Annotated in this window: 18 protein-coding genes; 8 read left to right on the forward strand and 10 right to left on the reverse strand. The window is 44.1% G+C overall.

The genetic code is table 11. The features are described 5' to 3' along the window. Positions 1–5 precede the first annotated feature (5 nt). The 3 genes from HMPREF2794_RS14775 to HMPREF2794_RS14785 are packed head-to-tail and all read left to right on the forward strand — an operon-like array spanning position 6 to position 5,964. Positions 6–425 (forward strand): hypothetical protein, encoded by a 420-nt coding sequence (locus tag HMPREF2794_RS14775; protein WP_010539022.1) that lies wholly within the window; start codon positions 6–8, stop codon positions 423–425. Positions 426–455: 30 nt separating this feature from the next. Then, on the forward strand, positions 456–5,486 hold the full coding sequence (locus HMPREF2794_RS14780; RefSeq protein ID WP_010539023.1) for a DUF4132 domain-containing protein: 5,031 nt from the start codon (positions 456–458) through the stop codon (positions 5,484–5,486). A 7-nt stretch (positions 5,487–5,493) separates the two neighbouring features. Continuing rightward, positions 5,494–5,964 carry a GAF domain-containing protein gene (locus HMPREF2794_RS14785; RefSeq protein WP_010539024.1) on the forward strand — a complete coding sequence of 157 codons (471 nt, stop codon included), beginning with the start codon at positions 5,494–5,496 and terminating at the stop codon, positions 5,962–5,964. Between the two features lie 110 nt (positions 5,965–6,074). Here HMPREF2794_RS14785 and HMPREF2794_RS14790 read toward each other — a convergent pair whose 3' ends face one another. The 7 genes from HMPREF2794_RS14790 to HMPREF2794_RS14820 all read right to left on the reverse strand — a co-directional run bounded on the left by HMPREF2794_RS14790 (position 6,075) and on the right by HMPREF2794_RS14820 (position 12,501). After that, entirely contained in the window at positions 6,075–6,389 is a 315-nt protein-coding gene (locus tag HMPREF2794_RS14790) for a chaperone modulator CbpM (protein WP_010539025.1), read from the reverse strand. A gap of 14 nt (positions 6,390–6,403) precedes the next feature. Then, the gene (locus HMPREF2794_RS14795; RefSeq protein WP_010539026.1) at positions 6,404–7,369 is read right to left on the reverse strand and encodes a DnaJ C-terminal domain-containing protein; all 966 of its coding nucleotides are present in this window, start codon (positions 7,367–7,369) and stop codon (positions 6,404–6,406) included. A 157-nt stretch (positions 7,370–7,526) separates the two neighbouring features. Further along, on the reverse strand, positions 7,527–9,230 hold the full coding sequence (locus HMPREF2794_RS14800) for a phosphoethanolamine transferase family protein (RefSeq protein ID WP_022302509.1): 1,704 nt from the start codon (positions 9,228–9,230) through the stop codon (positions 7,527–7,529). Next, positions 9,217–10,410: a BamA/TamA family outer membrane protein gene (locus HMPREF2794_RS14805; protein WP_070751803.1), complete on the reverse strand. Its 1,194-nt coding sequence runs from the start codon at positions 10,408–10,410 to the stop codon at positions 9,217–9,219. The genes HMPREF2794_RS14800 and HMPREF2794_RS14805 overlap by 14 nt, the downstream gene beginning before the upstream one ends. Positions 10,411–10,500: 90 nt before the next feature. Continuing rightward, on the reverse strand, positions 10,501–11,514 hold the full coding sequence (locus HMPREF2794_RS14810; protein WP_010539029.1) for a threonine aldolase family protein: 1,014 nt from the start codon (positions 11,512–11,514) through the stop codon (positions 10,501–10,503). Positions 11,515–11,566: 52 nt separating this feature from the next. Next, positions 11,567–11,941 carry a hypothetical protein gene (locus HMPREF2794_RS14815; protein ID WP_010539030.1) on the reverse strand — a complete coding sequence of 125 codons (375 nt, stop codon included), beginning with the start codon at positions 11,939–11,941 and terminating at the stop codon, positions 11,567–11,569. A gap of 11 nt (positions 11,942–11,952) precedes the next feature. Next, positions 11,953–12,501 (reverse strand): RNA polymerase sigma factor, encoded by a 549-nt coding sequence (locus HMPREF2794_RS14820; protein WP_010539031.1) that lies wholly within the window; start codon positions 12,499–12,501, stop codon positions 11,953–11,955. 155 nt (positions 12,502–12,656) lie between these two features. Between HMPREF2794_RS14820 and HMPREF2794_RS14825 the strand changes: the two genes are divergently transcribed. Then, positions 12,657–13,073: a DUF6249 domain-containing protein gene (locus HMPREF2794_RS14825; RefSeq protein WP_010539032.1), complete on the forward strand. Its 417-nt coding sequence runs from the start codon at positions 12,657–12,659 to the stop codon at positions 13,071–13,073. An 83-nt stretch (positions 13,074–13,156) separates the two neighbouring features. Here HMPREF2794_RS14825 and HMPREF2794_RS14830 read toward each other — a convergent pair whose 3' ends face one another. Further along, positions 13,157–13,375 (reverse strand): winged helix-turn-helix domain-containing protein, encoded by a 219-nt coding sequence (locus HMPREF2794_RS14830; protein WP_010539033.1) that lies wholly within the window; start codon positions 13,373–13,375, stop codon positions 13,157–13,159. 236 nt (positions 13,376–13,611) lie between these two features. Between HMPREF2794_RS14830 and HMPREF2794_RS14835 the strand changes: the two genes are divergently transcribed. From HMPREF2794_RS14835 to HMPREF2794_RS14850, 4 genes are all read left to right on the forward strand, one after another. Beyond that, complete coding sequence (locus HMPREF2794_RS14835; RefSeq protein ID WP_010539034.1) at positions 13,612–15,351, forward strand: thiamine pyrophosphate-dependent enzyme; 1,740 nt, start codon at positions 13,612–13,614, stop codon at positions 15,349–15,351. 178 nt (positions 15,352–15,529) lie between these two features. Further along, positions 15,530–16,447, forward strand: a complete 918-nt coding sequence (locus HMPREF2794_RS14840) for a DUF2157 domain-containing protein (protein ID WP_022302505.1) — start codon at positions 15,530–15,532, stop codon at positions 16,445–16,447. Further along, complete coding sequence (locus HMPREF2794_RS14845; RefSeq protein WP_022302504.1) at positions 16,431–17,387, forward strand: DUF4401 domain-containing protein; 957 nt, start codon at positions 16,431–16,433, stop codon at positions 17,385–17,387. The genes HMPREF2794_RS14840 and HMPREF2794_RS14845 overlap by 17 nt, the downstream gene beginning before the upstream one ends. Beyond that, complete coding sequence (locus HMPREF2794_RS14850) at positions 17,374–17,877, forward strand: GDYXXLXY domain-containing protein (RefSeq protein WP_010539037.1); 504 nt, start codon at positions 17,374–17,376, stop codon at positions 17,875–17,877. Before HMPREF2794_RS14845 ends, HMPREF2794_RS14850 begins: the two co-directional genes overlap by 14 nt. 260 nt (positions 17,878–18,137) lie before the next feature. Here the strand turns inward: HMPREF2794_RS14850 and HMPREF2794_RS14855 are convergent, their stop codons facing one another. Beyond that, positions 18,138–19,259 (reverse strand): OmpA family protein, encoded by a 1,122-nt coding sequence (locus HMPREF2794_RS14855; protein WP_022302503.1) that lies wholly within the window; start codon positions 19,257–19,259, stop codon positions 18,138–18,140. A gap of 125 nt (positions 19,260–19,384) precedes the next feature. Beyond that, positions 19,385–22,303, reverse strand: coding sequence for a PL29 family lyase N-terminal domain-containing protein (locus HMPREF2794_RS14860; protein WP_240052943.1), 2,919 nt, complete (start codon positions 22,301–22,303; stop codon positions 19,385–19,387). Positions 22,304–22,332 lie beyond the last annotated feature (29 nt).

Below are 22,332 nucleotides of genomic sequence, written 5' to 3' on the forward strand. Positions count from 1 at the left end.
TAAGTATGAAAGCATATATACAAGTGAAACAATTAGGAAAAAGGAAATGCAGCATCGAAAAGATGCCGGTCGATTTCCCCGTTGCTCCTGCCAGTGTACAGGAGCTGATTGAAGCGGTTGTCAGCTGGCAAGTAAGCGAATACAACGAACGCCTGCTACAAAGTGAAATGCTGAAATACCTCACCCGCGAAGAGATGGAGGACAAGGCCGCCGCCGGCAAAGTAGACTTTGGAGCCAACTATAACGGCAAGCCGGCTGCAGAAGCCGAAGCCATCATCAATGCTCTGCAATCTTATGAAGACGGAATCTTCCGCATCTTTCTGAATGATGCGGAACTCGGAGAGTTATCCTCCCCCATCCAACTGAAAGAAGAATCTACACTTACCTTTATCCGGCTGGCAATGCTGTCAGGAAGACTTTGGTAACTGAAATAAAAACTCTAAAAGCTTAAAGTCATGAGAATTACTTACAACGACAAATTGAACAAGCTGCTAAACCCCTATTTGGAGAGTTTACTAAAGGAAAAAACAAGTCTGGAGCCGGAAACGCTTACCCTGTTCGACATGTTCATGGAAGATTTGGATATGGGAGGCCGATATGGTATATTCAGTGAGATACTGGAACCCCGTCTGGAAGAAATCATCCGGGAAGAAAACATCGAAAGCATTGCCAACCTGATGGACGGCAAGCTGCACAAACTGTTCCACTATATGCTGGGCGACGAATTTGCCACTTTGTTCCGTACTTATCTGCAACTCGAAGCACGCTGCCCGCATACCATCGGATACGACCGCCGCGCCCAGCGCTCCACTCATCCGTCCAACCATCTGGACCACGCCAGAGACGCATGGCTCCAGTTTCTGAAGTTGCGTGCCACCGGATTCTCGGTAGAGGCCATCTTAAAAGGAGGAAATACACCGGAAGATATAGAAGAATTCAGTGGCTATATGAACTCTTCCTACTGGCTGGCTGCCCAAATAGCACAAGGTAACGAAACTGTTATCGAATACCTGCATCAAGTACTGACCAGCGAAAACAACGCTAACCGCCTGCAACGCTGGTATCTCCACGCCATCGCCATCAGCGGACACCGTCCGTTGCTGGAATTGGAAGGCAAACTGCTGCTGGCTGCCAAACTACAGGAAGGACTGCGCCAAGCCATCGTAGAAACGATGGACGAAGGATGCCCCGAAAGTTACCTCTACCTGTTCTCCATTATCTATCACAATGGGCTGCAACGTTTTGCCTCCGTCAAACGAAGCATCGCCGTATGCACCGGAATCGGTGAACAGGACAGCAGCGAACGGATCACCAACAAGTATGTAGATCTGATCTGGAATTTCCTGAATCATCCCGAAGCTGCCCGCAACACCCTGCAAAGCAAAGATACAGTCGAACTTTATCTGGCTTTGTGGAGCATCGGATTCTATGATACTGATGAGATAAGAGTCATCGTGCCGGATATCATCAGAAAAGGTGCCAAGCATCAGATACAGACGTTATTGTACTTCCTGCGCTGTACGCAATCATCTCAAATGAATCATCTGATCAGCAAAGACGCATTCGAAGTGTGGCACGACGACCCAAAAGTCGTGGCGGCCATCCTTCCTCTTTATATGGACGGTCTTTATCTGAGCCGGTATAGCGATAATAAGGAGACTCCCGCACTCAGCGATTATTTTGAAACACCGGAAGAGGCTGTCCGCCAATACGAATACCTGAAACAAGTCTATCAGTCCATTTCTGCCAAGGAGACTTATTCACCCTACGTATTTCCCTGGGACAGCATCATACTTACCCGTTCGGACGTAGTTCTCAAAATGGCGTACATCGCATGGATGACCAACGATGCCCGGCTGAGGGAGGAACTTTGCGAGTATCTTCCCGCACTAGAGTCTTACAGCCGTGCCAGCTATATCGGAATCGTTATGGCCCATACCGAAAGCAAAGTGGAACAGGAATATGTGCTGCAATCGCTCGGTGACCGCTCGACAGACATACGGGACGAGGCATACAAGGTATTGTCCGAAATGTCCCTGTCCCCCGAACAATATCAGAGTATAGAAGAACTGCTCCGTTTCAAATATAGTGAGATGCGCATCAATGCCATCAACCTGCTGATGAAACAGCCGAAAGAACAACTGACCGGCAGTATCCGCCGATTGCTGAGCAACAAGAATGCCGAACGTCGCCTGGCAGGACTGGATATGATGAAGACCATCCGTAACGTAGATTTCCTAAAGGAGAGTTATCGGGAACTGCTGTCCACAGTCAGAGAGATTCAGAAGCCGAATGCCAAGGAGAAGATTCTGATCGAATCGCTCATCGGAGACGGCACGGAACAGAGTACGACAAGTAACTATACCCGAGAGAATGGCTTCGGGTTATACGATCCCGCGTTTGAGGTCAACCTGCCCGCTATTACTCCCGATGCCGGATTCAACGTTAAGAAAGCATTTGAGTTTATCCGTCTGGGAAAAGCCAAGGCAATCTTCGACAAGCTGAACAAATATATCGAAAAACATAAAGAAGACGAATTCACTGATAAATACGGCGAGGTACGTCTGGTGGGCAACAGTGTGTTACTGAACTGGTACAAGCACTACGACGGACTGAGCGAACTCGGACTCCCGGAGCTCTGGCAGGATTTCTACCAACAGGAAATCGGAAGTTACGACAAGTTGCTGATGATGAAATTCATGCTGGCATCTACCGGCGCTCCTAATGAAATAGAAGACGACGAGGACGATGAATTTGACGAAGAAGAGCAGGAAGACAAAGAAGCGGCTATCCAATCGCTCAACACGTTCGAACCGCTTATCAATAAGATGTATGCAGGCTTCACTTACCGCGGGTTACAAAAGTCACTCCGCAAGCTGACTTATTACACACAGATAGAGGATATTATCGACGGACTGGCACATGAGTACAGAAATGAAGCAACCTATCAGCAGTTCTCCGTCAATATGCTTTTACAGTTGCTGCCCCTGCTCAATGCGAAGAATATCTTCCGTCAATACACCAATAAGCATACATGGCTCAGAGACAAACAAGAATACGGAGCAAGGGAGATCGTTTATCCGATACATAACAACAAGTTCGTACGCTTCTGGCTTGATGCGCCTCAGCATCCCATCAATGATGCGCTCTTCACCCGTTATTTCACCGTACGCTACCAGCTCTACAAGCTCACCAATTACATGGAACATACTCCCGAACTGGAAGAGACCGAAGTCTACCTGCAAAGTATGGACTTTGCCCACGCATGGATGTTAGGGCTCATTCCTGCCGAAGAAATATACAGGGAACTGATGGGACGTATCAATTCCCCCACACGCATCAAAGATGTGACTACGGCATTGGACGACCGTTGTCATCCTCTCTTCCATTCGCTGACACAGAAGGTAGTGAACCGGATTCTGGAAATAGAGCTGCAACGGGGAGACTCCGAAACCCAAGTCACCCGCCTGGCTGAAGAACTGCACCGTGTCTACGGAGCGGAAACACTGATCCGCATCCTGCAAGCGTTCGGCAAAGACACTTTCATCCGCGACAGTTACAACTGGCGCAACACCAAACGGGGAGTATTGAGCAGTCTGCTCCATGCCTGTTATCCATCTCCGGACGATGACAGTGATACACTGAAGGAGCTGGCCCGCCAAGCCGACATCAGCCATATACGACTGGTGGAAGCTGCCATGTTCGCCCCGCAATGGCTGGAACTCACCGAAAAAGCGACCGGATGGAAAGGGCTGGAAAGTGCCGCCTACTACTTCCATGCCCATACCAGCGAGTGTTTCGACGATAAGAAGAAAGCGATCATCGCCCGCTACACCCCGATTGATATAGAAGACCTTCAGGAAGGTGCTTTTGACATCAGCTGGTTCAAGGAGGCTTATAAGACCATCGGCAAGGAACGTTTTGAGGTAGTATACAATGCTGCCAAGTATATTTCGTTAAGCAATACTCATACCCGTGCCCGTAAATTTGCCGATGCCGTCAACGGTAAGACGAAAGCGGCAGATGCAAAAAAAGAAATCATAGCGAAGCGAAATAAAGACCTGCTGATGAGCTACGGGCTGATCCCGTTGGGACGGAAAGCGGATAAAGAATTGCTCGAACGTTATCAGTTCCTGCAAAAGTTCCTGAAAGAAAGCAAGGAATTCGGCGCACAAAGGCAGGAAAGCGAAAAGAAAGCAGTCGCTATCGCCCTGCAAAACCTGGCACGCAACTCCGGTTACGGAGATGTCACCCGCCTGACATGGAGCATGGAGACGGAACTGGTCAAAGAAATCATCCCTTACCTGACCCCTAAAGAAATAGAGGGCGTGGAAGTATACGTGCAGGTCAACAATGAGGGCAAACCGGAAATCAAACAACTAAGAGCCGGAAAAGAACTGAACAGCCTGCCTCCCAAACTGAAAAAGCATCCATACGTGGAAGAACTGAAAGCGGTACACAAAAAACTGAAAGACCAGCACGCCCGTTCGCGTATCATGCTCGAACAGGCAATGGAAGACTGTACCCGTTTTGAAGAAAGCGAATTGCGTAAACTGATGAAGAACCCGGTGATCTGGCCGTTACTGAAAAATCTGGTCTTCACCAGCAATGGCAGGACTGGTTTCTATACTGACGGATTATTGATTACAGCCGACAACATGTGTCTTCCGCTGACTCCGAAAGATGAGTTGCGCATTGCTCACCCCACAGACTTGCATGCAAGCGGCAACTGGCATGCCTATCAGAAATTCCTGTTCGACAAATCCATCCGCCAGCCTTTCAAGCAGGTATTCCGCGAATTGTATCTTCCCACCCCGGAAGAGGAAGATGCTACGCAATCCCGCCGGTATGCCGGAAATCAGATTCAGCCGCAGAAAACGGTTGCCGTACTGAAAGGACGCCGCTGGGTAGCCGACTACGAGGACGGGCTTCAGAAGATATATTATAAAGAGAACATTATCGCCACCATCTATGCGATGGCGGACTGGTTCTCTCCTGCCGACATCGAAGCTCCCACACTGGAATTTGTCTGCTTCCACAACCGTCAGGATTATAAGCCGATGAAGATTTCGGAGATTCCGCCCGTGATCTTCTCCGAAGTGATGAGAGACGTGGATCTTGCTGTCAGTGTGGCACATGCCGGAAGTGTAGATCCGGAAACCAGTCATTCTACAATTGAGATGCGCCGTGCATTGGTGGAACTCACGCTGCCTTTGTTCCATTTCAACAACGTGAAGGTAAAAGGAAACTTTGCATACATCGAAGGCAAGTTGGGCAAATACAACATTCATCTGGGCAGCGGTGTTATTCATAAAGAAGGCGGCGCACAAATAGCCGTTCTTCCGGTACACTCGCAAAGTCGCGGACGACTGTTCCTGCCTTTTGTAGATGAAGACCCGAAAACTGCGGAGATACTGACGAAAATCATTTTCTTCGCAGAAGATGACAAGATAAAAGACCCTGGTATCTTAAACCAAATCAAATAGAAAAGAAATGGCAGAAAATTTACTGATCCACACAGGCAGCAAGGAAGAGAAATATCGTGAGCTGCTTCCACAGCTACAAGCATTGGTAAGTTCAGAAACGAATCTTATCGCTAACTTGGCGAATATAGCTGCCGCACTGAAGCAGACTTTCCACTTTTTCTGGGTGGGCTTTTATCTGGTGGAAGGCGACGAACTTGTATTAGCACCGTTTCAAGGGCCTATCGCCTGCACACGCATTCGTTTCGGCAGAGGAGTTTGCGGTACGGCATGGAAGGAGGCGCAGACGCTGATTGTTCCTGATGTAGAGCAGTTTCCCGGCCATATAGCTTGCAGTTCCAACTCCAAGTCGGAAATAGTAGTGCCTGTTATAAAAGAGGGAAATGTCATCGGAGTGCTGGACATCGACAGCGATACGCTGAATAGCTTTGATGAAACGGATGCACGCTATCTGAGAGAAATCTGTACGTACATCGGATAGCTTTCTTTGTACTGTAACCGTCCTAATAAAACAGAGGCTCCGTTCATATGAATCAGAGCCTCTGTTTACTATAAATAGAGCCTCCGTTTGCACCAAACAGAGGCTTCATTTTACCAGTCTGCTTCTTCTATTTCTTTTTCCCGAAACAGCATGAGTTGTTTGCGGAGAGAAGCAATTTCACGCCTCATCCCTTCCATCCTTTCCAGCATATGATGAATGGCGTCGATGCCTTCCATATTAATGGATAAGTCATAGTACATCCGGCTATAACGTTCCACATTCGGAAGTTCGGAGACAAGCAGATAATGCTCGCCGGCTTCGGTACGTACAGTTATCAAACCACCTTCTTCCAGCATCTCAATGAATGAAGGTTCAATATGACATTTGTGACAGTATTCACTGACAATAATTAATTCGGTCTGCATAGTGCTCATTCATTTTAGTTCATACTCTGTAATTGACGGAACAACTCCTTCTGCGCTTCTGTCAGATTCGTCGGAATCTTGACGGAATAGGTCACTATCAAGTCACCGGATTGTCCTTCCTTCTTATAAACCGGGAATCCCTTACCTTTCAGACGTACTTTCGTACCGTTCTGAGTCTCCGGCTTAATCTTCAGCTTCACTTTACCGTCCAGCGTGTCAACCACTTTTTCACCACCTAATACAGCAGTATAGAGGTCTACTTCCACATCTACGTACAAATCATCACCCAAGCGTTTGAACACAGGGTCTTCGGCAATGACGAACGTGATGTACAGGTCACCTGCCGGGCCTCCGTTCACCCCTTCGGCTCCGTAGCCTTTCAGTTTAATCACCTGTCCGTCGGCCACACCTGCCGGAATGGTAATACGTACTTGTTTACCATTAACGGTCAATATCTGTTTATGCGTCTGAGCAGCATCACGAAGGGAAAGATGAAGTTCAGCATTAAAGTCCTGTCCACGGAATCCGGCAGAGCCTTGTCCCCTGCCCCGATGTCCGAACATCGATTCGAAGAAATCAGAGAAACCACCGGCATTGCCTCCGGAGAACCCTTCACCACCGTCGGACGAATACCAATATGTTCCGTTGCCATCAGAGAATCCCTGACCTGCACCACCGAATCCTCCGAATCCGCCGGCACCGCCATAGCCACCTGCTTGTTGCTGTGCTCTTTTCTGAGCTTCGAACTCATCAGCATGTTTCCAGTGCTCCCCGTATTCGTCATACTTCTTACGTTTCTCGGGGTCACTCAATACTTCATTGGCTTCATTTATCTCCTGAAACTTGTCCTTTGCACTCGGGTCATTAGGGTTCAGGTCAGGATGATACTTACGGGCCAACTTACGAAAAGCCTTTTTTATATCATCCTGAGAAGCACTTTTGTCAACTCCAAGAATCTTATAATAATCTATATAGGCCATGTTTTATGAATTTAATCGTTCATACTTCTATATCGCAAATAACACGCCAATCCTGCTTTTGGATAAAAGAATTAACAAGGATTAATGAATAAGTATTAGGTATTACACCGTAGCTGTATAGGCAGAGCTACACGACGCTACGATCAATACCTGATACCTAATACTTAAATCCTGTTGCTTTCAGCATCTGGAAGTCCGGCTTTCTCATTCCCAGATCATCTAACGGACGGGGTTCATTATGGTCATTCAGATATACTCTCGGCTTCATGGTGTAAAGAGGGCTGACCACAGAGTATGCGTCGTTGCGATAAGAGGTTTCCACTCCCCCCAGTTCCAGCATGGTAGGAAAGAACGAACAGCTGGAAGATATATTTTTATCCTTATTCTCCACCATTGCTTTCCAATGTTCCGGATACGTTTCCCGATAGATGTCGGACATCCATATCAGGAAAGGGACATGGAGTTGATAATAAGAAGGAACCGGAGAAGCATGAAGAAACAGATGACGCGAATCATCAAAAATATCTTCTCCGTGATCAGAGGTGTAGAGCATGGCAGCATCCACCTGCTGCTCTTCAAGCATATGAATCAGACGTGCCAGGAAACCATCCGTATAACGGATAGTGTTATCGTAAGCATTCACCAGATTATCACGATACTTTACTTCTGCTTCTACCGGATAGTCAGGCAGGAAGAAGGCATCTTCCGACGGATAACGTTCGCGGTAATTGAAATGAGAACCGTATGTATGAAGCACGATAAACTGTTTCCGGTTCCCTTTCGCCAATTCTTTTTCTACCAGTTTCAGCAGTTCATCGTCGGAAGGATTGTATGCCGCATCCGGCGAGTCTTCTTTTATAAAATCAAATGTGTCGGCTTCCATCCCGAAGAAATCGATGAAAGAATGATTATAACGCTGATTGGAAAAAAAGGCCGTCCGGTAACCAGCTTCGCTAAAGGCTGTGATGATTCCTTTCTGATAGTAAATGGAATCGAAGTTACAGGCGGTAATACCGGACATCAGCATGGGTACGCTTTTGTGGGTGGTATTGGATTCTGTCAGAACTTTCGGGAAAGCAACGATTCCCGGTTGACGGGACAACAGTGGATTTGTCTCACGTTCATATCCGTATAGTTGCCAGTTCAATGCGCGGGATGTTTCTCCTACTACCATTACGTACACTTCGCGCTTATCCGCCGGATGAGTGGCTTTAGCATGAAAAGTGAACTCTTTCGAGGTGTGGCGGTAATTTTGTGTCAATGCTGTCCGTTGAAAAGCAAGTCCCACGTTATAGCATACATTGAAAGGGTACAGGTCCGATTTCAGTTCATACCGGGAGTCTTCCCAATAAGCACCGGCAAGAGCCAGAAGGGAGATTCCCAGCAGCACAAAAGCTCTTTTCCGTTCTCTGCGGATAAATTCCACAGAAAGCCGGCGCTTGCGGAGAATCGAAATCATACCCAATATGAGAGCAGGGATATATAGCAGGACTACAGTGACGATAGCCGGCAATAAGTTGTCCAGCAATTCCATCGCTTCACTCGAATTGGTCGTTACCAAATTCAGAAACATATCTACAGCGATGATGGACTGTCCGAACAGATAGAGCAGCACGATCTGGAAGGCTCCGAAAAACAGGAACACGAACAGAATCCAAAGCATCTTACCACAGTTGCGGGACAAAGTCATCAACAGATAGTAACAGGCAAAAGGCAACAACACATTGCATACTTTCGCCATTAGCGGCAAAGGTTCTGTAAAACACAGAACGATGTTGGGCATTATCAGAACAATCAGGAACAAATAGAACAAGTGTTCCTGATTTTCAAACCATTTCTTTATGTTCTTAAAAAGCTTCATTGATATTAAATATAAATCCGGTCTGGTGCTTGCCAAACCCTAAATCCAAACGTACATTTACTCTCTTCTTAAATTCCCAGCGGTAGCCGAAACCGTAATTGGGAAGAATATGTTTCGGCGTAAAATCGGAGAAGCGCGGAAATACAGTTCCCGCTCCTGCCCATACGGCAACTCCGTTCCGCTTCCAGACATGCTGACGGAGTTCTATCTGTGCATCCATTGCACACTTGTCGCGATAGCGCCCTTCATAATAACCACGCATCGAGTAAGAACTTCCGAGTGTTGCCATCAATCCCCACGGAGGATTGCCATAATTCAGCAAAGTGTGAAACTGCCCTGCCAATACCCCGCCTTTCCATACCGGATGGTAATAGCTGGTCGTCAGTTCCGTACTGCTGAAAGCATATTTATTGCCAAGAAAAGCCGGACTAAATCGTTGGTCGATCCGCAGATAATATCCCCGATAGGCATTTGTCAGAAAATCACGGGAATCATAAAGGAGGGAAAGCCCGAGACTCGTATTGGTAGTCCGTGCCGACATGCCTTCCCAAAGCTCCGGTTTCTCAAAGTCACGTCCGTCTATATAATCAAACACAGCCGTTGGCCCGATATAGAAACTCTTCGCTACACGGAACATGAAGTCTACTTTCACCTGTGCCTGAAAGCGTTTATAGTCACTTTCATTATCAGAGTTCGCTCCATTATCATATCCCCTTCCCCAATAAAGGCTGGGGAAAGAATAAAAATAAAGGTTATAATTCAAGCGGTATTTTTCTTGTGGGAACAGGTGATTGCCTCTTACACCCAACAGGTAGAATCCAACAGTAGAGACATCTCCATAAAGAGAAACATTCGAAGGAGGAAAAATCGTATCATTGCGGTCTGTGCGATACAGACCTGCTGCCACCAATCCAAGCCCAAACTTTGTGTCACTGGAATAATGAGGACCACCAATGACACTGAAATCGAATTTTTTATTTTTCTTTTCCTTATTGGCGTCATTAAAGTAGTCGAGAAACTTCTTGAAAAAGCTACGCTTTGCCTGGAGTGAGTCCGACGTTACTATAGAGACAGAATCTACCGGCAAATCTTTGCCCATAGAGTCAGTCTGCGCATGTATAGTAGTTCGTGTCAACAACAATAGCGCCAACAATATTAGTCCGTTTCGTCTAGTATCCATCATAATAAGAAAAAATATGGGGACAAAGTTAGTCCCAAACTTCTTATTACAACAGTATTATAGGCGCTTTTGTTGTTCCATTCTTCTCTTTTAACGTCTCAAAAGTCGAATAAATTGATTTACATCCTCTTCCGTAGTATCAAAAGAAGTCACCAGACGGATCTCATTATTCGCTTCATTCCAGAAATAGAAAAAATAAGATTCCAGCATCCGGTCGATAGTCGGGCGGGGCATGGTCAGAAACAACTGGTTGCTCTCCGGCTTTTGAGTGAAGGTAACTTCCGGCAGTTCCTTCAGTGCCTGATAAAGCTTGCCTGCCATCTTATTGGCATGAGCGGCATTCTTCAGCCACAAATCATCGGTCAGATAGGCAGTAAACTGACAGGAAAGATAACGCATCTTAGAAGCCAACTGGGCAGATTGCTTTCGGACAAAGCGGGCTTCTCTTTGCAGATCTTTATTAAATATAATCACACATTCTCCCATCATCAGCCCATTTTTAGTTCCACCGAAACTTAGGATGTCTACACCACAGTCTACAGTCAGCTCTTTAAGGGAAAGACGGAGAGCGGCACAGGCATTGGCTATTCTTGCTCCGTCCATGTGGACATACATACCGTTCAGATGGGCAAAGTCAGTCAGGCGTTTCAGCTCTTCGGGAGTATAAATCGTTCCGAGTTCGGTACATTGGGAAAGGTAAAGCGCTCTGGGTTGCGAATGGTGCTGGTCGCCAAAGCCATGCAGATAAGGTTGCATTAATTCGGGAGTCAGCTTACCATCGGCTGTGGCAATGGGACGAATCTGGCAACCGGTCATCTTAACGGGAGAACCGCATTCGTCTACATAAATATGGGCAGTTTCCGCACAGAAAATAGAATGATACGGACGGGTCATCACTTGCAACGCCACCACATTACTGCCCGTACCATTGAATACAAACAGAGGTACACAGTCCGGGGTAAAAGTTTCTTTTATCTTAGCTACGGCTTCTTCCGTCCATTGATCATCACCATAACCTAACGCATGATCCGCGTTCGCCCGGCTCAATGCTTCCATCACCAATGGATGCACACCGGAATTATTGTCAGAGGCAAAACTTCTCATTATTTCTTCTTGTTTCTTCGCAATGCTTTAATTGTTATGCAAAGTAACAGAATTATTTCCAGATATACTTCTTATGCAGCCAATAATCTAACGCGAGCAAGACCAACGCCAACAAAGCAATATATACATAGAATGCAAACAAAGAAGAATCCTGCCGGAGATTCATTTTCGGCATAATACCGGCAAAACTGAAGTCGAGATAAAAAGTAAGTACGTAGATACCAAGTCCCACCAACGCCAGAACGGATACCAGCAAAGCCACCCACCCTATGCTCGTTTTCCGTTTCGTCTGCTTCTCGGCTTCCAGATGAATACGCTCCATCATCCGATACGAAAAATTGGAAGACAGTTGTTCCGTTTGCCTCCGTTCCAATGCTTGTTTCAGCATATTGCCCGTATTCTCTTTTATCTTTCTTTCCTCTTCCATATCTCCTCTTCTTATTTATTATTCATCAATACACAGATCTTTTTCCGGGTACGATGAAGTCTGACCTTTACATTACTAATCGATATTTTCAGTACCTCACCGATCTCTTCCAGTGACTTTTCTTCATAATAGAACAAAGTAATCAATGCTTTCTCTTCTCCGTTCAACTGATCTATTGCCCTGCTCAGACGATCTACCTGTTCTTCGTCCTCTGCCCGGGCAAGCACACTGTCCGCTACATCATCGGGTACATTATTAATAGTGTTCTCTTCTATATAAAGCAGTTCCTGCTTCTTTTTCCGGGTAGCCGAGATAGCGGCATTGTAAGCAATGCGATAAATCCACGTAGAAAACCGGCACTCTCCTTTATAACGATTCAAATGGCGAAAAGCTTTCAGAAAAACATCCTGAAGCAATTCTTCCGCATCTTCGTGGCAACCGACAATCTGTACTATCAGCGCATACAACGGACGACTATAGCGGTCAAGAAATACGGAAAAATGTTCCGTTTCTCCCTCCAGTATGCGTTTAATATAGTATGATTCGTCTTTCTGTTCCATCTTGACTCTTTAGACGCCGACCGTTACAAAAGGTTACAGTTCGGGAAAGGAAAAATGCAGGAATCCAAATTATCTGCTTTTCTGTGTAACCTTTTTCCATCCACTGCGTCAAACGATACAAAGAACGAAAATATTCACTTAAAAACAGTATAATTATGATGGATTTTATCACCATTCCCTTGGTAGTAGGTACTATTACATTAGGAATCTACAAATTATTTGAACTTTTTGTATGTAAGAAAGAGCGGATAGCCATGATTGAAAAACTGGCTGACAAGCTCAACACTGGAGAAATTAACAGCAACTTATCTCTCAACCTTAACTACTCCCGTTCCCGGTTCACTTTCGGATCTTTGAAAAGTGGTCTGCTGATGCTCGGAATAGGACTGGGTCTGCTGGTTGCCTTCTTCATCTGTATCAACGCATTTCCGGGATATACCAACTCCAGAAACTGGGATGTGGAACGTCAGGCAAGTATCGTATATGGCGCATGTGTACTTCTCTTCGGCGGTGCGGGACTACTGACAGCTTTCCTCATTGAAATGAAAATACACAAGAAAGAGAAAGAATAAAAAAACAGAATCCCCGAAGCCTCATCTACCAAGATGTACCTTCGGGGATTTAATTTGTTCTCATCAAAACATCAGACATTCTTTTATCCAATATAAACATTTACGCAGAGATATACATAAAGCTCTTCATCACATTCGTAGAACTCTATCTTATTTTCTCTCGATAACCAGCCCAGAGCGGCACCCAATTCCTTATCCTTCAACCCGGACTTTCTCTTTAAGGTACCATAGCCCCATTTCTCATTGTTACTCAACAATTGCCAGACTTTACCGGCATACACGCCGATTTGCTTTCTATCCATTTTCTACTGCTATTAAGAGGTTAAAAACATTAGGTTAAGATTTCGCCTATAAAGATAACAAATGGATATCACAATTGTTTCCTTTCCGATACTAAAAAGTTGTTACAAAATTATTTTTAACACAAAACCCGCGATGTGTACCGACACAACGGACTTATTAGCATATGTTAAAACAGAACTTTTCTTGGCATACATCTGTTATTACATTAAGAATCAATCCTAAACCTATTATAAATATGGCAAAAAAAATAGCAGAACAACTGATAGACACTTTAGTTGAATCCGGTGTAGAACGTATCTATGCCGTGACGGGCGATAGTTTAAACGAAGTAAACGAAGCTGTCAGAAAGAATCATAAAATACAATGGATACATGTACGTCATGAAGAAACCGGAGCCTATGCCGCAGCAGCCGAAGCACAACTGACCGGACGAATAGGATGCTGTGCGGGCAGCAGCGGACCGGGGCATGTTCATCTCATCAATGGACTATACGATGCCCAACGGTCGGGAGCACCGGTCATTGCAATCGCTTCTACCATCCCCAGCGGAGAATTCGGAACTGAATACTTTCAGGAAACCAATACCATAAAGCTCTTTAACGATTGCAGCTACTATAATGAAGTAGCGACGACTCCCGGACAATTTCCACGTATGCTTCAATCGGCCATTCAGACAGCCATTACCCGAAAAGGGGTAGCCGTCGTCGGGCTGCCGGGAGATCTTGCCAAAGCATCTTCCGTCTCTGCCGATTCTTCGGTAAAAAATTATCCTGCCCCGCCTGAAGTCTGTCCGGCAGAAGAAGACTTGGCACAATTGGCAGACTTGCTGAACAATCATAAACGCATTACTCTTTTCTGCGGCATCGGCTGTCGGGGAGCACACGAGGAAGTAATCGCGCTTTCCGAGAAACTGAATGCCCCTGTAGTATATACTTTCAAAGGAAAAATGGAAGTACAATATGAGAATCCGTATGAAGTCGGAATGACCGGACTGCTGGGAATGCCCTCCGGATATTACAGCATGCACGAAGCCGAAGTACTTCTTATGCTCGGCACGGACTTTCCCTATGCTGCTTTCCTGCCGGACGACATCAAGATTGCACAAATAGACATCAAGCCCGAACGTCTGGGACGACGCGCTAAAGTAGATATCGGCCTTTGCGGAGATGTAAAAATGAGTATTCAGGCATTACTGCGTATGTTGAATCCCAAAACAGACGACACTTTTCTGCTGAAACAACTGAAAAGATATGAAGGAGTAAAGAAAGATCTGGCAGCTTATACAGAAGACAAAGGAGATATCAACAAAACCCATCCGGAATATGTCATGTCCGAGATTGATAAACTGGCATCGGACGATGCGATATTCACAGTTGACACCGGAATGACTTGTGTATGGGGTGCACGTTATCTACAAGCTACAGGAAAACGCCACATGCTGGGCTCTTTCAATCACGGTTCTATGGCAAACGCCCTGCCACAGGCCATCGGAGCAGCGCTGGCTTACTCCGACCGTCAGGTAATAGCGCTCTGTGGAGACGGAGGTTTGTCTATGACTTTAGGTGATCTGGAGACTGTTATCCAATACAAACTACCGATTAAGATCATCGTATTCAATAACCGCTCCCTGGGAATGGTGAAACTGGAAATGGAAGTCGACGGACTTCCGGACTGGCAGACAAACATGCTGAACCCGGACTTTGCACAGGTAGCCGAAGCAATGGGAATGACAGGATTCAATGTCAGCGATCCGGAAGAAGTACTGACTACTTTATTAAATGCATTCGAACTGGATGGTCCGGTACTGGTAAATATCATGACCGATCCGAACGCTCTTGCCATGCCCCCTAAAATAGAATTCGGCCAGATGGTAGGCTTCGCCCAGTCCATGTACAAACTGTTGATCAACGGGCGTTCACAAGAAGTGATTGATACGATTAATTCTAATTATAAACATATACGGGAAGTATTTTAACGATTTCTTCTCCGACGATATTTATTCTTGCACACAAACAAGATGATTATCTTCAGAAAGGCATAACCTGATCTCATTGCTGACTAACAATGAGCCAGGTTCCGCCTTTTTTCTATATCTTACCGAAAGATAATCATTTTATTTTCTTATGTTTGCAATCATTAAAAAAGAGAAGCACATGGAAAAACCGGACTCTTCACTCCTATTCAGACAATCAATGTATGCCGATAAAAAGCAATGGAACCAATTTCTTTCTATCTTCCTGTTGGCCGCAGGCGTTGGTTTTACAGTGGCAGGAATCATCTTTTTCTTCGCCTATAACTGGGAAGATCTCCCCAAAGTTGCAAAACTGGGAATAGTACAAACATTACTCGTTGCATCTGTTCTGCTGACAATATTCACTCGATGGAACGTACTTATCAAACAGATTATCCTCACCGGAGCCACTTTCCTGGTAGGTACACTCTTTGCCGTATTCGGACAAATCTACCAGACGGGGGCTGATGCATACGACCTGTTTCTGGGCTGGACACTGTTCACCATCCTTTGGGCAGTCGCCATCCGCTTCACTCCACTCTGGCTCACATTTATAGGACTGCTCTGCACGACTATATGGTTATACGTTCTGCAGATTGTGTCTGATAATCTATGGGCAGTCACTTTACTGACCAGCGCAGTAACCTGGATTTGTGCCCTGACAACTGTCATCACAGAATGGATGAGCATAAAAGGAACTTTCAGCAGACAGAACCGCTGGTTTGTCAGCCTGCTTTCACTGGCAACCATTGTACACGTGAGTTATCTTATGATTGCGGCAATTTGCGAAGAAGGTGTTATTGTATCCGTTCCGCTCGCAAGCACTATCCTGTTGTTTTCGGCTGGATTATGGTTCGGATGGAAACAGAAGAATTTATTCTATCTTTCCGCTATTCCTTTTGCAATACTGATGATTCTGCTGTCCCTGTTTATCTGTCACAGCAAACTAAGGGAAGTCAACATATTCCTCTTTTCAGGAATTATCGTCATCATGGGTACCACCTTATTGATTTATACAATCCTCCATCTTAAAAAACAATGGTATGGCACAGAAGAGTAACCTGACAATCGAAGTCCTTTCAATTATCGGAGGGATTCTGACTGCTATCTTTTTCCTGGGATTTCTGGCACTCGCCTCCATCCTCCGCTCCGAAATTTCCTGTCTGATCACAGGAAGTATTTTAATTATTACTACTTTGATTATCAATCGCCGCCTGACCAAGCCTTTTCTGGATGCGATGAATATCACCTGCTATATAGCCGGATGTATATTAGCCGGTTTTGGCATGAGTTCAAACATAGATGTCCTCTTTATCGTACTGATAGGAATCAGCATAGTTACAATGTTACTATCCAAAGGATTCATCCTGACTTTCCTTTCGGTGGTTTCATTTTATACAGCCTTATTCGGAGAAATAACAAATTTACTCTCTCCGCCGAATCCTCTGAATGTGGCTATTGTACCTATCATGGCTGTTTTTTTATTTGTCAATCTATTGGAGACGAAAATACTCAGCCATACAAATGGGGATCTTTCTAAATACAAACCGATTCATTCCGGTCTGTTTGTCTCATGCGTCCTTGCGTTGGGAGGATTGTCTATCAATTACTTAACCCAAAGCAGCAATGATTGGATCATATCAGTTTTCATGTTGGCGGGAATCCTTATAACAGTTTATAAAATCATGCAGGTGATGCAGGTCAAGAGCCTGATACATCAAGTGTGCATTTATCTCCTTTGCATCCTTATCTGCCTTCCCAGCCTGCATGCCCCTTATTTATCCGGCAGTATCCTGTTGATACTGATATGTTTTCATTATGGCTATAAAGCTGAGTGCGCAGCCGCACTCCTTCTCTTCATTTACGCTATATCCAAATATTATTATGATCTGGATATAACTTTGCTGACGAAATCAATCACCCTGTTCTGCACAGGAATCGTGCTGCTTATAGCCTGGTATGTGCTCACTCAAAAAAAGACAAGACATGAAAAAATATAGTTCCATACTGATCATCGCTAATTTAGTCCTTCTTTTGGTATACTTCAACTGGTCTGTCTATCAGAAAGAACAGACGTTGAAAGAGGGACAGCTCGTATTGCTGCAACTGGCTCCTGTCGATCCCCGTTCACTGATGCAAGGAGACTATATGAGACTTAGCTATAAAGAAGCCAATTCTGAGTTGACAGACGGTCAGGAAGCCAAACGCGGTTATGTCGTACTAAAACTGGATCATAATCATGTCGGAAAAATAATGCGGCTGCAGGAATCTCCCGAACCTGTAAATGAGAACGAAATTGTACTGAAATATAAAACAATAAATGGCAGGTTATTCCTCGGTGCCGAGTCCTTCTTTTTTGAAGAAGGACAGGATTCTGTCTATAATGATGCCGCTTATGGTGGCTTAAGGGTAGATAGCAAAGGAGAAAGTTTACTCGTGGGATTGTATGACGAGGATTTCCGGCAGATAAAACCGTATAGAAGCAAATAAGCTGATTCCGTCCGGCATAAAAAAGAGGATGCCAGTGAGAAAGGGTGGCATCCTCCATAGGGGACAAATAGTAAAGGAGTACTTTCACAAGTACAATCTCTATATTCGGATTCCCCTTTGAGTCTTTTCACATTCTAGTGAAAAAGGGAATATAGAAGTCCCGACTTTCACAAGCATAGACTTCTATGTATTTCTCATGCAAGAACACCTCATATCGAGGTTAATGGGGAAAATAGAATCTCACATGAGAGTGGGAAATATCATTCTGCAATACAAATACTTACACGATTCTCTTCAGGAGTGGAATAAGGTTGTACAGTATCTCCCTTAAAATCTACGATAATCCGATCAGCTGTAATACCTTTAGCTTTCAATGCTTCAGCGACATTGTTAGCCCGAGCTTCAGACAATCTTCTGTTGATTCCAGGATTACCTGTATTGACATCCGCATAACCTGTCACATTCATTGTTGCAGTAGGGTACTTTTTCATATATTCAATCAAAGAAGCAATCTTAGCTTGCTGGTCATCTTGAATACGTGCAGAATTTAAAGCGAAAAAGATATTCTGTTTCAAAGCTTTCCTGATAACTGTTTCTTTTTTCGGTTGCTCCACTACAGGAGCAGATTTAACTTCTTCCGCCGCTGGTATTGTAACCGGTGGTTCCACTTCGTGGTAAACAGGAGCTGTCTTTCTATGGCTTTTACCCAACGTAAAAGTAAGACCTGCCAAGGCATTGAATTGCCAGTCAGCATTACGTCCCTTCTTTGAGTTGAACTTGTCAGATAGCATATTGGCATTCAGTTCCAGATTAATGGCTACATGGTCGTTCAAACGAAAGTTTGCTCCCACACCACCACGTCCTGCAACATATACTTTCTTACCTGTCCAAAGATGATGCAGTTTATATCCGCCCGCGTTTAATGCTACAGCTTCATCATTACTAAAAGCGCCATTCAAGCCCACTCCCAGAAAGAGATAAGCATTGAAAATACGTTCGGAATTAAAGCCACGACACAAATCACTCAGATCGAGCATAGCATCTACACTGCCTTGCAAATACTTATATTTATAAGTAGTAGTCGGATTCACCCAGCCTCCCTTAGCTTGCCAGCCGCTAACCTCAGCCCGGAGCCCGAACAAAGGAGTAAACTTATAACCAAAAGCCATTGCTACAGACGGAGAAAGTAAATCTCCAAAAGCAGATTCACCCACAGTATAAGCACCGCCACCCTGAACAGATAAAAACCAATGTGGATTGAACACCGTCTTCCCTTCCTCTATAGCACGAGGTTGGCCGCTTATATCACCCGACTGTTGAGCAAAAACGACAGTAGAGCACATCAAAAATGCAACTAAAAGAATGTGATAGTTATTCTTCATGTTTGTACTATATAATTTCAATTCAAAACAGAGGACGCCCCTTTATTTCCTTGGAACGTCCTCTGTCATTATGAAAAGCCATACTTTTTCAAGTCAGACTTTTTTTGTGAGGAGACAATAGTCTGTTATTGAGCGTCTTTTGCCAATTTAACAGGGATATTACATGTTACGACTGACAAGTCTTTGAATGTAACCTTCGCTGTCACAGTAAGATTGTAGTCTTTCACCAAAGTAGAACCTTGATTTTTCCAAGTTACAACACCTGTTACATCATTTACTTCCAGTTTAGAATCCTTAGACATATTAGAAGTCAGTTCAGTCCAAGCAGCATTCTCTACGAAAGCATATTCTACGCTGACAATATCATTAGTCAACTTATAAGTATCTGTAGCCTTAGAGCTTAATACCAAAGTTTTTGACGTATTGTTGTAAGAATAGATATTGCTACCTTCATTGTCTTTAACAACAACCTGCGGCATCGTTGCACCTGTGTTCTCACCAATACCATTACCATAAATACTTATGCCATTAGTAGTACCGGCAACAAACGGATTAACGAATACAATGTTATAGTTGAAGTTACATGTTTCATCGTTCACCAAAGTAACCTTGTAAGTCATGTTCTTAACATCGTCACGCTTAGTCATCGCTTCAGTCAACTTCACAGTTTCATCCGTATTGAATGAAGTCAAAGGATCAGGAGTAACTCCAGTAATACCACTAGCCCACTGGAACTGGAGAGCGTTCACATTATTCACCTTATTATAATATTCGAAGATATTCTCTCCTTCCATATTAGCGAAGTGCTCGCTTACTACAGAAGACATTTCCCAGTGACCGGAAGTATTCTGTCCCTTTATCACGATACAGTCATTATAAGTTTTGCCATCAGCAAGAGACTTATAAGTTTCGTTGTAATACAGAGGATTATAAACATAAGGAACACATTCTTCCTTCACATAGAATATTTGCTCAAGTTTAATATCGCCATGTGAATTATCATTAGAAGGAATGATAATCTTCACTGAATACTTAGCACCCTTACCGTCAATATCCTTATAAGTGTTCTGAGTCTTAATCAGGTTGTTGATACCAACTTTAATAGCTGAAGTCTTAGTAGCATCATCATTCAACTTAATGTTAAGCAGAAGACCCTTATTAGAGATTACAACATCAGTTTGCTGAGAAACTTCTTCACTGATGATTGTTTCTTCCTGACCACTCTTATTTGTTACAGTAACCAATACATTATATTTATGATCCTGACCACCATAATAATTCCAGAATGTAGTAGAAGTCAACTTAGCAGTACCATAAATCTTATTGTTGATAGCCTGATAATCCATGTTCACATTATCAAGAGGATAAGCATTGGTAAATGCATTATCATCGCTTTCTAACTTATGATAATCAGCAGCCTTAGGATCAGACATATTGATAGTACCATAATCAGGTTTAGTACCCGGAGTAGGATCTTCTTCTGTAATAGACAGTTTAATGTAAGAAGAAGCAACCAGTTTCTTCGCACCATTATTGCTAGTCAGGAAAGCATCTACTCTCACTACCGGAGTACGTCCGATAGCCGGAGTTCCGTTAACGACTTCCGGATTAACTTTGATCACACCATTAGCAAGAGTGTTTTCTCCCTCTTTTGTAATAAACCACTGTTGATTAGTCTTTTCATCATCATTAGCCAGATATTTTTCAGGTATAGAGAATTCATAGCTCATACCTTTGAAACCCAATTCAGCCAACCAGTCAGTCTTGATATCAGAATACAATCCTACGTAATCTTTAAGATTAATAGTGCCTGTATACTTAAATGCGGCATTTGCCTCAGCATCCAGTGCAACAAACTGTTTGATGAAAGCGTCTGATTCACCTTTAGCAATAGATTGTGTACGTTTGTAGAATGTTACAGCAGCCTCACCCTGCACCGTTTTTACACTATCGGCAAGTACGAGGTCTATTTCTTCAGAAGTCACATGAACATAATCAGAAGTCAAAGGTGTCTGACCATACCATGCCTGCAAAGCAGCGATGTTATATTCTTGATTTTCAACCAATGCATTCGGATTGACAGTAGCATCGATGACAGCAACACCATCACTTACAGTTTTATTGTCTACGTTCAAAAGAACAGTTCTGTCACCGGCAGCACGAGTCGTAATTTTACGGTCAATGAAACCATATACAGTTTTTGCATCTACATTTGCATCTTCCGGATTCAAACGATAGTTCATTGCAACAACGTTAGATTTTCCCCAGTCAGACTGTTCTTTGAAAGCGTTGTTAGCAGTATTATACTTAGTTTCATCCAAATAGTTCTTAATATGATAGAAAGGATTACTAGTAGTAGCATATGGAACATCCTGGCTTACAACATCAGGTATAAATGCTATAGAAGACAAAGCGATACCAGAAACCAAGTCAACAGAGATAGACTGACCATCTTTTCCCTGAACACCGGTAAGAGTTAACACATTACTATTAAGTACTGCGCTAATACCTCCTTCAGAGGCAACTTTCCAATTGATGTCTGTTGATTCAACAAATTTGTTATCTTTCCATATATCAAAGCATCCGGTTTCCTGATTAGGTACATAGTACAGCCCATTTTCACCCGGCTTGCCATCTTCACCCGGTTTGCCATCAGCTCCCGGCTTACCATCAGCACCTGCTTGTCCATCTACACCGACAGCTTTGTATTGAGTCTTCACGCCATCTTTATACCAATAGCCATCACTTTCGCCGATTGTCCAGACAGCAGCATCTTTACCAGCAGCACCGTCCTTACCGTTTGTCAACTCATAGCTTTTACCATCGCTGAGCGTTACAGTAATTCCATTTTCTCCCTTAGTAACGTTCGTGATGACAGCTCCACCATTTACTTTAGCCTGCAATTCATCCAGTGACACTTTTACAGCATCAATCTGTTGTTGCAGATTGTCAATGTCATCATCGTAGTCTTTACAGCCTACATAGGTGACAGTAGAAAGTGCCAACGCCCCGAAGAACATCACTCTTACAAATTTTCTTTTCATAACTACTTAAAAATTACATTAATAATATA

It is taken from the genome of Bacteroides sp. HMSC067B03 (assembly GCF_001811315.1).
GTDB lineage: Bacteria > Bacteroidota > Bacteroidia > Bacteroidales > Bacteroidaceae > Bacteroides > Bacteroides faecis.

What these genes read in the sequence shown, in the direction of transcription:
- HMPREF2794_RS14775 (WP_010539022.1), top strand. Translation starts at nt 6, where the DNA reads ATGAAAGCATATATACAAGTGAAACAATTAGGAAAAAGGAAATGCAGC.
- HMPREF2794_RS14780 (WP_010539023.1), top strand. Translation starts at nt 456, where the DNA reads ATGAGAATTACTTACAACGACAAATTGAACAAGCTGCTAAACCCCTAT.
- HMPREF2794_RS14785 (WP_010539024.1), top strand. Translation starts at nt 5,494, where the DNA reads ATGGCAGAAAATTTACTGATCCACACAGGCAGCAAGGAAGAGAAATAT.
- HMPREF2794_RS14790 (WP_010539025.1), bottom strand. Translation starts at nt 6,389, where the DNA reads ATGCAGACCGAATTAATTATTGTCAGTGAATACTGTCACAAATGTCAT.
- HMPREF2794_RS14795 (WP_010539026.1), bottom strand. Translation starts at nt 7,369, where the DNA reads ATGGCCTATATAGATTATTATAAGATTCTTGGAGTTGACAAAAGTGCT.
- HMPREF2794_RS14800 (WP_022302509.1), bottom strand. Translation starts at nt 9,230, where the DNA reads ATGAAGCTTTTTAAGAACATAAAGAAATGGTTTGAAAATCAGGAACAC.
- HMPREF2794_RS14805 (WP_070751803.1), bottom strand. Translation starts at nt 10,410, where the DNA reads ATGGATACTAGACGAAACGGACTAATATTGTTGGCGCTATTGTTGTTG.
- HMPREF2794_RS14810 (WP_010539029.1), bottom strand. Translation starts at nt 11,514, where the DNA reads ATGAGAAGTTTTGCCTCTGACAATAATTCCGGTGTGCATCCATTGGTG.
- HMPREF2794_RS14815 (WP_010539030.1), bottom strand. Translation starts at nt 11,941, where the DNA reads ATGGAAGAGGAAAGAAAGATAAAAGAGAATACGGGCAATATGCTGAAA.
- HMPREF2794_RS14820 (WP_010539031.1), bottom strand. Translation starts at nt 12,501, where the DNA reads ATGGAACAGAAAGACGAATCATACTATATTAAACGCATACTGGAGGGA.
- HMPREF2794_RS14825 (WP_010539032.1), top strand. Translation starts at nt 12,657, where the DNA reads ATGATGGATTTTATCACCATTCCCTTGGTAGTAGGTACTATTACATTA.
- HMPREF2794_RS14830 (WP_010539033.1), bottom strand. Translation starts at nt 13,375, where the DNA reads ATGGATAGAAAGCAAATCGGCGTGTATGCCGGTAAAGTCTGGCAATTG.
- HMPREF2794_RS14835 (WP_010539034.1), top strand. Translation starts at nt 13,612, where the DNA reads ATGGCAAAAAAAATAGCAGAACAACTGATAGACACTTTAGTTGAATCC.
- HMPREF2794_RS14840 (WP_022302505.1), top strand. Translation starts at nt 15,530, where the DNA reads ATGGAAAAACCGGACTCTTCACTCCTATTCAGACAATCAATGTATGCC.
- HMPREF2794_RS14845 (WP_022302504.1), top strand. Translation starts at nt 16,431, where the DNA reads ATGGCACAGAAGAGTAACCTGACAATCGAAGTCCTTTCAATTATCGGA.
- HMPREF2794_RS14850 (WP_010539037.1), top strand. Translation starts at nt 17,374, where the DNA reads ATGAAAAAATATAGTTCCATACTGATCATCGCTAATTTAGTCCTTCTT.
- HMPREF2794_RS14855 (WP_022302503.1), bottom strand. Translation starts at nt 19,259, where the DNA reads ATGAAGAATAACTATCACATTCTTTTAGTTGCATTTTTGATGTGCTCT.
- HMPREF2794_RS14860 (WP_240052943.1), bottom strand. Translation starts at nt 22,303, where the DNA reads ATGAAAAGAAAATTTGTAAGAGTGATGTTCTTCGGGGCGTTGGCACTT.